The sequence below is a fragment of the bacterium genome (assembly GCA_027622355.1).
In the GTDB taxonomy this organism is placed as follows: Bacteria; UBA8248; UBA8248; order UBA8248; family UBA8248; genus JAQBZT01.
The window spans coordinates 1-8,182 of record JAQBZT010000123.1; the positions used below are offsets into that span (position 1 = coordinate 1).

Consider the following 8,182-nt stretch of genomic DNA (forward strand, 5'->3'; position numbering starts at 1 on the left):
CAGGTCAGGTAAAAGGCCGCGATGGCGAGCGCCCAGCAGTAGTAGGCGAATCCCCTCAGCTGTCCTTCCCGCACGATGCGCAGGAGCCACCTGAGCGCGAAGAGGCCCGTCACCGCCGCGGCGACGGTTCCGATGACATAGGGCAGAAGGTAGACCGGCGTCCCCGCGGGGAGGGTGGCGGTTTTGAGGACAAAGGCGCCCGCGATGGCGGGCACCGAGAGCAGAAAGCTGAACCGCGCCGCCTGCTCCCGCTCGATTCCGAGAAGAAGCGCCATGGCGATGGTCGCGCCTGAGCGGGAGATTCCCGGCACAATCGCCAGCGCCTGAAGAAGTCCGATCAGGATCGCATCCTTCCAGGTCATCTCCTCCTCCTCGCGCTCGCCGCTGCTCCGGCGCGTGCTGAACCAGAGCAGCAATCCGGTGACGACGAGGGTGTAGGCGACGAGCCGTGGGTTGCCGAAAGCGGCCTCGATGAAACTCTCGAAAAGAACGCCCACCAGGGCCGCGGGGACCGACCCGAGGAGCAGGAACCACCCGCTGCGCGCGGAGATCCGGTCTTCTTCGTCCTCTGCCTTTCCGATGAGGGAGAGCGCCCAGGCGCGGAGAATCCGCCAGACGTCCGATCCGTAGATAAACAGCACCGCGACGAGCGTGCCCATGTGGAGCAGGATGTCGAACAGGAGCTGGGATTCCTTCAGGCCGAGCGCCGTCTGGCCCAGGACGAGATGTCCCGAGCTGCTGACGGGCAAGAACTCCGTGAGGCCCTGGAGGATTCCCAGGCCCAGTGCCTGATCCCAGTTCATGTCGCTCTCCTTGGCGGTTCCAAAAGACTATACAAACTTACCGGACTTCCTGCCCCCGAGCCGGCGGACCAGATCGCCCACCTCCTGGGCGCGGTCCGTGTGGCAGAGCAGCAGCGCATCCCCGGTCTCGATGACGATCAGGTTCTCCACCCCGAGTGCCGCGACGAGCGGCTTGCCCGAGCGGACGATCAGCCCCTTTGCGTCCACTGCCTCGGCAACGCTTCCTTTCGGGAGAAGCCAGAGGTTCCCTCCCGCGTCCTTCGGGAGGAGGTTCCGCAGCGCGGTCCAGCTCCCCAGATCGTTCCAGCCGATGTCGGCGGGAAGGACGATTATATTTTTCGCCTTTTCCATGACGGCGTAGTCGATGCTGATGGAGGGGCATTTTTTGAAGGCCCGGTGGAAGGCGGCGCGGTCCCTTTTTCGGAGGGCCTCCGCCGCCTGCCGGAGATGGTTTTTGGCCTTGGGGAGGTGCCGATCGAGTTCCGCGATGGCCCGCCCGGCGCGCCAGATGAAGTAGCCGCCGTTCCAGTAATATTTTCCCGCGGCGAGGTAGCGCCGCGCGGCCGCCAGCCGCGGCTTTTCGGTGAAGCGCTTCACGGCGTAGGCCCCCGTTTTGTCCATCGGAGCGATCCCTCTCCCGCGCTCGATGTAGCCGAAGCCCGTTTCGGGGGCCGTGGGCGGGATGCCGAGGGTGACGATGGCGTCTTCTTCGGCGGCGATGCGGGCAGCGCGCCGGAGCAGTTTACGGAAGCGGACGGGCCGCCGGATGTGATGATCGGAGGGAAGCACCGCCATGACGGCTTCCGGTGCGCGGGCGGATATGAGGTGGGCGGCGAGGCCGATGCAGGGGGCGGTGTTTCGCCCCTCGGGCTCGAGGATGATGTTCCGCGCCGGCACGCCGGGCAGCATCTTGCGGATCAGGCTTCCGTGCCCCTGGCTCCCGATGATGAGCGTCTGCTCGGGCGGAACGAGCCCCTTCAGGCGGCGGAGGGTTTCCTCGAGCAGGGTGAGGCCATCGGCTGAAGCTTTCCCGCCCGGCACACCGCCGCCGGGGGGAAGGAACTGCTTGGGCCGGTCCTGCCGGCTGACCGGCCAGAAGCGCGTTCCGCTTCCGCCCGCCATGACGACCGCCCAGAGGGGCGGGCTGTTTTTTTCCGCCGTCATGGAAGCACCCACTTGAGAATGAAAAAGCCGCCCACGAGAAGGACAAAAAACAAGATTGTCAGAATCCCGAAATAGCGGTCAATGAACGCGCGGATGGAATGGCCGAAACGCTGGATCAGCCATGCCACGAGGAAGAAACGCGCCGATCGGCTCGCGATCGAGGCCAGGATGAAGACGAGGAAACTGATGTGAAACGCGCCGGCAGCAATGGTGAAGACTTTGTAGGGAATCGGGGTGAAGCCCGCTACCCCGACCGCCCAGGCGTCGTAGGTGCGGTAATAGTTCTGGACGAGGTGATAGGTTTCCATCGCGCCGTAGACTTCGAGGATGGGCCTTCCGAGCGTATCGAAGAGGACGAAGCCGATGGCGTAGCCTGCCGCGCCGCCGAGCACCGATGCGGCAGAGCACACGGCGGCGTAGAAGTAGGCGCGCTTGGGGCGGCCGAGCGAGAGTGCCATCAGGAGCGGGTCGGGGGCGACCGGAAAGAAAAACGATTCGCTGAAGGAGAGGCCGGCGAGGGCGGATGTGGCGTACCGACTGTCGGCCCAACTGAGGACCCAGTCGTAGAGCTGCCGCAGCTTACGCATCGGCCAGTTTCACCGAGGGAAACTTCTGGAGCTGGGAGAAGACGACTTCCTTGTATTCGCCCAAACTCTGTTCGTCCTCCGCCTCGAAGCGGAGCGTAAGGGCGGGCTGGGTATTGGAGGCGCGAACCAGCCCCCATCCCTTCGGAAAGGTGATGCGCACGCCGTCAATCTCGACCGTCTCGTACAGGGCGCGGAAGTGCGCGGAGAGTGCCTCCACGATGGCGAATTTCTCCTCCTCCGCACATTCGATACGGATCTCGGGGGTGGCGATGGCGGGCGGCAGGTCGGCCATCAGTTCGGCGAGCGTCTTGCCGCTCTCTGAGAGGAGGTGCAGCAGGCGGACGGCGGCGTAGATGCCGTCGTCGAAGCCATAGTAGTCGTCCTCGAAAAAAATATGGCCGGAGAGCTCGCCCGCGAGCGAGGCTTTTTCCCGGACCAGTCTCTCGCGGATGAGGGAGTGCCCGGTGGCCGACATGATGGGTCTTCCGCCCATTTCCTGAATGGCGATCTGGAGCCGGGAGGAGCACTTCACATCGAACACGATCGCCGCGCCGGGCTTTCGGGTAAGAATGGGCCCGGCGAAAAGGATCATCAATTCATCCCCCCAGACGATGCGCCCGGTGGGGTCCACCGCCCCGATGCGGTCGGCGTCGCCATCGAAAGCCACGCCGAGGCCGGCGCCGCTCTCCTGAACGGCGGTGATTAGGTCCTTCAGGTTGGCCGGCACGGTCGGGTCGGGATGATGATGTGGGTAGTCGGCATCGGGGGTGCAGTAGAGTTCCACCACCTCGGCGCCGATGCGGCGAAGGGCCTCGGGCGCGATGATGCCGCCGGTGCCGTTTCCGGAGTCCACGACGATCTTGATCGGCCGCGCGAGGGTGCGGCCACGGGCGAGGCGCTCGATGTAGGCGGGATGGACATCCACCTCCTCGAAGCTGCCGGGCGAGTTGGCCCGGTGGAGGCGAGCCTCCTCGATGAGGCGGCGGATCTCCTGAATCTCCTCGCCGTGGATGGCCTCGGTGCCGCGGCTGATCTTGAATCCGTTGAACTCGGGGGGGTTGTGGCTTCCCGTGATCTGGACGCCGCCATCGGTCCCCAGGTGGTGGATGGCGAAGGAGAGCGCGGGTGTGGGCCCCATGCCGATGCCCACGACGCGGCAGCCGGCCGCGGAGAGGCCCTCGCGCATGGCGTCGTAGTAGGCGGGGGAGCTGTGGCGGTTGTCCCGGCTGAGGGCGATGCGCGCCCCCCTCGCCCCGCCGAGATGGGTGCCGAGGGCCTGGCCGAGCGTGCGGACGACCTCTGGCGTCAGGTCCCGGTCCACGATGCCGCGGATGTCGTATTCCCGGAAAATCTTGGGGTTGATGAAGGGCAAGCGCCTGGCTCCCTGCCGAAGGATGGACGGGCCTTCAGAGTGGGCGAATTATGGCACCCGCGAGCAGGGGCGGCAAGACGAATCCTTCCCGAGGGGCAGTGATTCCACCGGGTAGGCGATGTATAATCATCCCGCCCCGGACACTCGGGGCGCGTTGCGCTTTTCTTTCTGCCTGCGGGCCGCAGGCGCCGCCGTTCGCTCCAGCCGCCAAGAGAGGATATCTCACGCCGTATGGGTGGGCCGGGTTCGCGCACAGAACGATTCATGATCTGGAGTCTGTTTCATCTGGCGGGTTTTTTTTTCCGCTGGATGGTGCGGGCGAAGTTCATCGGGACCGAGCATATTCCTCCCGGCGGCGGGGCGATCTTTCTCAGCAACCACATATCCGCGCTCGATGCGGTGCTCGTTCCCTGGACGATTTATTCCGTCTATCCGGAGGACACTATCTGGAAGCTGGCGAAAGAGGAGCTATTCCGCATCCCCCTGGCGGGCTGGTACCTTCGCAACATCCACGCATTTCCCATCAAGCGCGGCGCGGCCGAGCTCTCCGCGATTCGGGACCTGGAGGGACGCATCCGCAGGGATAAGGTTATCCTCTACCCCGAGGGGACGCGGAGCCGGGACGGCCGCTTGCGGCGGGGAAACCGGATGGTGGGGAAGATCATCCGCGACACGAAGCCGATCGTGATACCGGTTTATGTCTCGGGCACTGATCAAGTGTTTCCGGTGGGGCGGATTTTCCCGAGATGGGGGAAAGAAATCACGATCCGCTTCGGGGCGTCCCTCTCGCTCGACAAAGAGTACGCGATCGAGAACGTTCGGGAGTCGAGCCAGGCCGTTGTGGATCGCGTGATGGCGGCCATCGCCGAGTTGGGGGAGAATGGGGTGGAGGCGCCGCCAGCGGCACCGAAGGAGGCGAACCGGTGAAGGCGAGGACGAAACGGAAGGGCTCCGGGACGATGCGGGCCTTCTCCCACCTGGTGAGTGAAATCCGCCGGGGGGAGCGCTGGGGCCGGCGCCTCTCAAGGCATCCGGTGTTCCTCCTCTGGCGCGAGTCAGTGGGCGAGGGGATCGCGCGCGGCGCCCGGCCTGTTTTCGTAAAGAGCGATACCCTCTGGGTGGAAGTTGGGGACTCGGCCTGGTTGCAGGAGATGGAGATGCGCTCCGTTCTTTTGCTCGAGACGCTGAATGCGCGGCTGGGGAAGAAAAAGTTGAAGGCGCTGAAGTTCCGTGTGGGCCAGTCGAGGGATGAAGAGGAAAACACTTTGGGTGTGCCCTCCGGGCGGAGCGTGCCGCCCGCCTGGGCGAAGATCGCGGGTGGTGATCGACGCGCCATTGACGATGCGCTCGAAAACATCGCGGACGCGGAATTGAAGGCGAGGGTGGCGAATCTGGTCGAGCGGGTGGAAAGAATCTCTGGCGAGAGGAACTTGTGATGCGTTTTTCCCCGGGCAGTGGTTCACATCTCTGGAAAGTCTTGTCGGTCGTGGTGGTGAGCATTCTTGCGGCGGGCTGCGCCGAGGATGCGCCTGTCGTCAAGCTCACCCCCGCGCTCCGGGTCAAGGCCGAAGGGACGGCGGAGTCCTACTTCCATTTCATCCAGGGATACCACTATGAGATCGCGGGACAGATCCAGCGGGCCGAGAGCGAATATGCAAAGGGTTTGGAGAAGGATCCCTATTCGCCGGAGCTGCTCTCGCGCCTGGCTTCGCTGAAAGTCCGCCGGGGACTGATCGAGGCGGGAAACCGGCGGGCCAATCTCCTGCTCGGCGGCATTTACCGCTCGCAGGGAAAACTCCCCATGGCTGTTGAGGCCTATCAAAGAATTCTCAAGGACTTGCCCGCCGATCGCGAGGCGCTGCTGCTGCTGGGGACGCTCTATATCGAGCTTCGGCGCGGCGACGATTCAGTCCGTATTTTCCGCCGCCTCCTGGCGGAAAACGGCGATGACGTGCTGGGCCGGTACTACCTGGCCCGCAGCCTGATTCTGCAGCGAAAGCTCCAGGAGGCCCGCCGGGAACTCGTCACCCTGACACAGGAACGTCCGCGGTTTGTCCGCGGCTTTCTCCTTTTGGGGCGCCTGCACGAGGAGTTGAACGATCTCGGCGCGGCGGAGCGGGCCTACAAGAGGGCTCTTGCGGTATCGCCGGACAACCAGTTGGCGCGTGCGCGGCTGGGCAGCATTTATATCCGGAAAAACAACATCAAGGGCGCGCTCCAGGAGTATGAAAAGCTCAAGCAGGAGGCGCCCGACAATCCGGAAGTGCACCGGACGCTGGGCATTCTCCGCTTCGATCAGCGCGACTACGAGAGTGCCCTTCGCGAGTTTCGCTTCGTCCTCGCCCGCCGGCCGAAGGATGAGATTGTCCGCAGGTACGTCGCGGCGATCTACCAGGAGCTCAAGCAGTACGATCTGGCTGAGAAGGAGCTGCACGAGCTGATCCGCCTGGTTCCGGGTTCCGCGGAGGGGCGCGCCCAGCTTGTTCGGTTGCTCATCATCAAAAAAGAAGAAAAGAAGGCGGAAGAGGCTCTCGTGAAAGCCGAGTCCGTCCTTCCGAACGATTCCCGCTTTCCGTTTCTCCGGGGGGTGCTTTTCGCGCAGCGGAAAGAGTACGCTCGCGCGCTTCCGTTTTTTCAGCGGGCGGTCAAACTGAAATCCAGCGATGTGGAGTATCGGTTTCGGCTGGCCACGATCCACTATGAGCTCAAGCAGTGGGACGAGACGGAGAAGGAGATACGAGACCTGTTGCGTCTTCAGCCGAAGCACACCAACGCCCTTAATCTGCTGGGCTACATGTTTTCCGAATTGAACAAGAATATTTCCGAGGCGGAGAAGCTACTGGATCGCGCGCTGGCGATCGAGCCCACCAACTCCGCTTTTCTGGACAGCATCGGCTGGATCTACTACCGGCAGGGGCGTTATCAGGAGGCGCTGAAGAAGGTACAGCACGCCTTGGTGAAAAATCCCAAGGATGCCGTGATACTGGATCATATGGGAGACATTCATTTTGCCCTGAAGAACACCGCCCGGGCGCTCGAGTTCTGGGAACAGTCCTACAAAGCGGACCCGAAGAATAACGAGGTGCGCGAAAAGATCCGCCGCCACAAAAAGAGCGCCAGCGCGCCGGGCCGCAAGGGCAAGTAGTGGTTCTCGCCGCTCTCCGCTTCTTTTTTCTCCTTTGCGCTGTTTTCGCCCTGTCGAGCTGTGCCCTCTGGCCGTTCCGCCCGCCCGCCGACATGCCCACCTATGCGGAAGTCTTGAGGGACGCCGCCTCCCGGAAAGGGCCTTCTCATTTCCGGGGGGTCGTCGCCGTCGATCTGCTCCTTCCGGCCGAACCCGTGGAGGGGGCGACGCAGACGGATGGCGGGTTTGCCGGAAAGGCGGTGCTCCTCTGGCAGATTCCCGATTCGCTTCGCATCGAGCCGCTCAGCCCTTTCGGCTCACCGCTCTATGTGGTGGCGAGCCGGCGGGGCGTGCTCCGCATTTTTTCGGTGCGCCGCGGGAGGTTCTACGAGGGGGCGGCGAGTGCCCGGACGATGCGGCAATGGATCGGTGTGCCTCTGGGGCCGGCGCTGCTGTTGCGGGCCCTGCAGGGGCGCTTCCCGGTGATGGAGGAGGGCGACGCGCGGCGGGGGCGGCTCTCCTGGGACTGGCGCGCCCAGGCGATCCGGCTGGAACTGCCGCCCGCGCGGCCGGAAGGCGTTCAGCAGACACTCTGGCTGGACAGCAAGACCCGCGATCTGGTCAAGGTGCGCTTGGGGGAGGGGGAGGCGCGCATCGAGATTCTTTATGGGGAGTTTCGCCGCTCCCCGCGGGGGCGGCTGCCGGTTTCTGTGACGGTGGAGCAGGTGAGCAGCGGGCGCATGCTGAGGGTGAAGGTGCTGGAGGAAATTCCCTCCACGGGGGAAAGCCTTCCTCTTGATCTTTTTGAGCTTTCGATTCCGCCCGGCGCTCCGGTTATTCCGCTCTAAGGGAGTCTTTCATGCGAACCGCCGGAGGAGGCCGGGTCCACTGGCTCGATAGTCCGGCCAAGATCAATTTATTTCTCCGCGTTCTCGGAAAGCGCCAGGACGGCTATCACGAGATCGACACGTGGATGCAGCAGATCTCCCTCTGCGATCGAATCTGGATACGGACGGGCGGAAGGGCGCTGCGGGTGGCCGCCGATCGGGGGGATGTCCCCGACGGAAGGGCGAATCTTGCCTGGCGGGCGGCGGCGGCCCTGCGGCGGGCGGCAGGCGCGAGCGCTCTCCTC

General features: G+C 64.2%; 9 protein-coding genes. 5 read left to right on the forward strand and 4 right to left on the reverse strand.

Translation table 11 applies throughout. The features are described 5' to 3' along the window. From O2807_08470 to O2807_08485, 4 genes are all read right to left on the reverse strand, one after another. Window positions 1-803, reverse strand: an 803-nt coding sequence (locus O2807_08470) for an undecaprenyl-diphosphate phosphatase (protein ID MDA1000532.1), incomplete at its 3' end; no start/stop codon positions are given. 27 nt (window positions 804-830) lie between these two features. Beyond that, complete coding sequence (locus tag O2807_08475; protein ID MDA1000533.1) at window positions 831-1,967, reverse strand: mannose-1-phosphate guanylyltransferase; 1,137 nt, start codon at window positions 1,965-1,967, stop codon at window positions 831-833. Continuing rightward, window positions 1,964-2,554, reverse strand: coding sequence for a DedA family protein (locus tag O2807_08480; protein ID MDA1000534.1), 591 nt, complete (start codon window positions 2,552-2,554; stop codon window positions 1,964-1,966). The genes O2807_08475 and O2807_08480 overlap by 4 nt, the downstream gene beginning before the upstream one ends. Continuing rightward, window positions 2,547-3,926: a phosphomannomutase/phosphoglucomutase gene (locus O2807_08485; protein MDA1000535.1), complete on the reverse strand. Its 1,380-nt coding sequence runs from the start codon at window positions 3,924-3,926 to the stop codon at window positions 2,547-2,549. Before O2807_08485 ends, O2807_08480 begins: the two co-directional genes overlap by 8 nt. A gap of 264 nt (window positions 3,927-4,190) precedes the next feature. Between O2807_08485 and O2807_08490 the strand changes: the two genes are divergently transcribed. From O2807_08490 to O2807_08510, 5 genes are all read left to right on the forward strand, one after another. Further along, window positions 4,191-4,853: a lysophospholipid acyltransferase family protein gene (locus O2807_08490; GenBank protein ID MDA1000536.1), complete on the forward strand. Its 663-nt coding sequence runs from the start codon at window positions 4,191-4,193 to the stop codon at window positions 4,851-4,853. After that, entirely contained in the window at window positions 4,850-5,362 is a 513-nt protein-coding gene (locus O2807_08495; GenBank protein MDA1000537.1) for a DUF721 domain-containing protein, read from the forward strand. The genes O2807_08490 and O2807_08495 overlap by 4 nt, the downstream gene beginning before the upstream one ends. Further along, window positions 5,362-7,071 (forward strand): tetratricopeptide repeat protein, encoded by a 1,710-nt coding sequence (locus O2807_08500; protein MDA1000538.1) that lies wholly within the window; start codon window positions 5,362-5,364, stop codon window positions 7,069-7,071. Before O2807_08495 ends, O2807_08500 begins: the two co-directional genes overlap by 1 nt. Beyond that, window positions 7,071-7,898, forward strand: coding sequence for a hypothetical protein (locus O2807_08505; protein ID MDA1000539.1), 828 nt, complete (start codon window positions 7,071-7,073; stop codon window positions 7,896-7,898). The genes O2807_08500 and O2807_08505 overlap by 1 nt, the downstream gene beginning before the upstream one ends. An 11-nt stretch (window positions 7,899-7,909) precedes the next feature. Further along, window positions 7,910-8,182, forward strand: a 273-nt coding sequence (locus O2807_08510; protein MDA1000540.1) for a 4-(cytidine 5'-diphospho)-2-C-methyl-D-erythritol kinase, incomplete at its 3' end; no start/stop codon positions are given.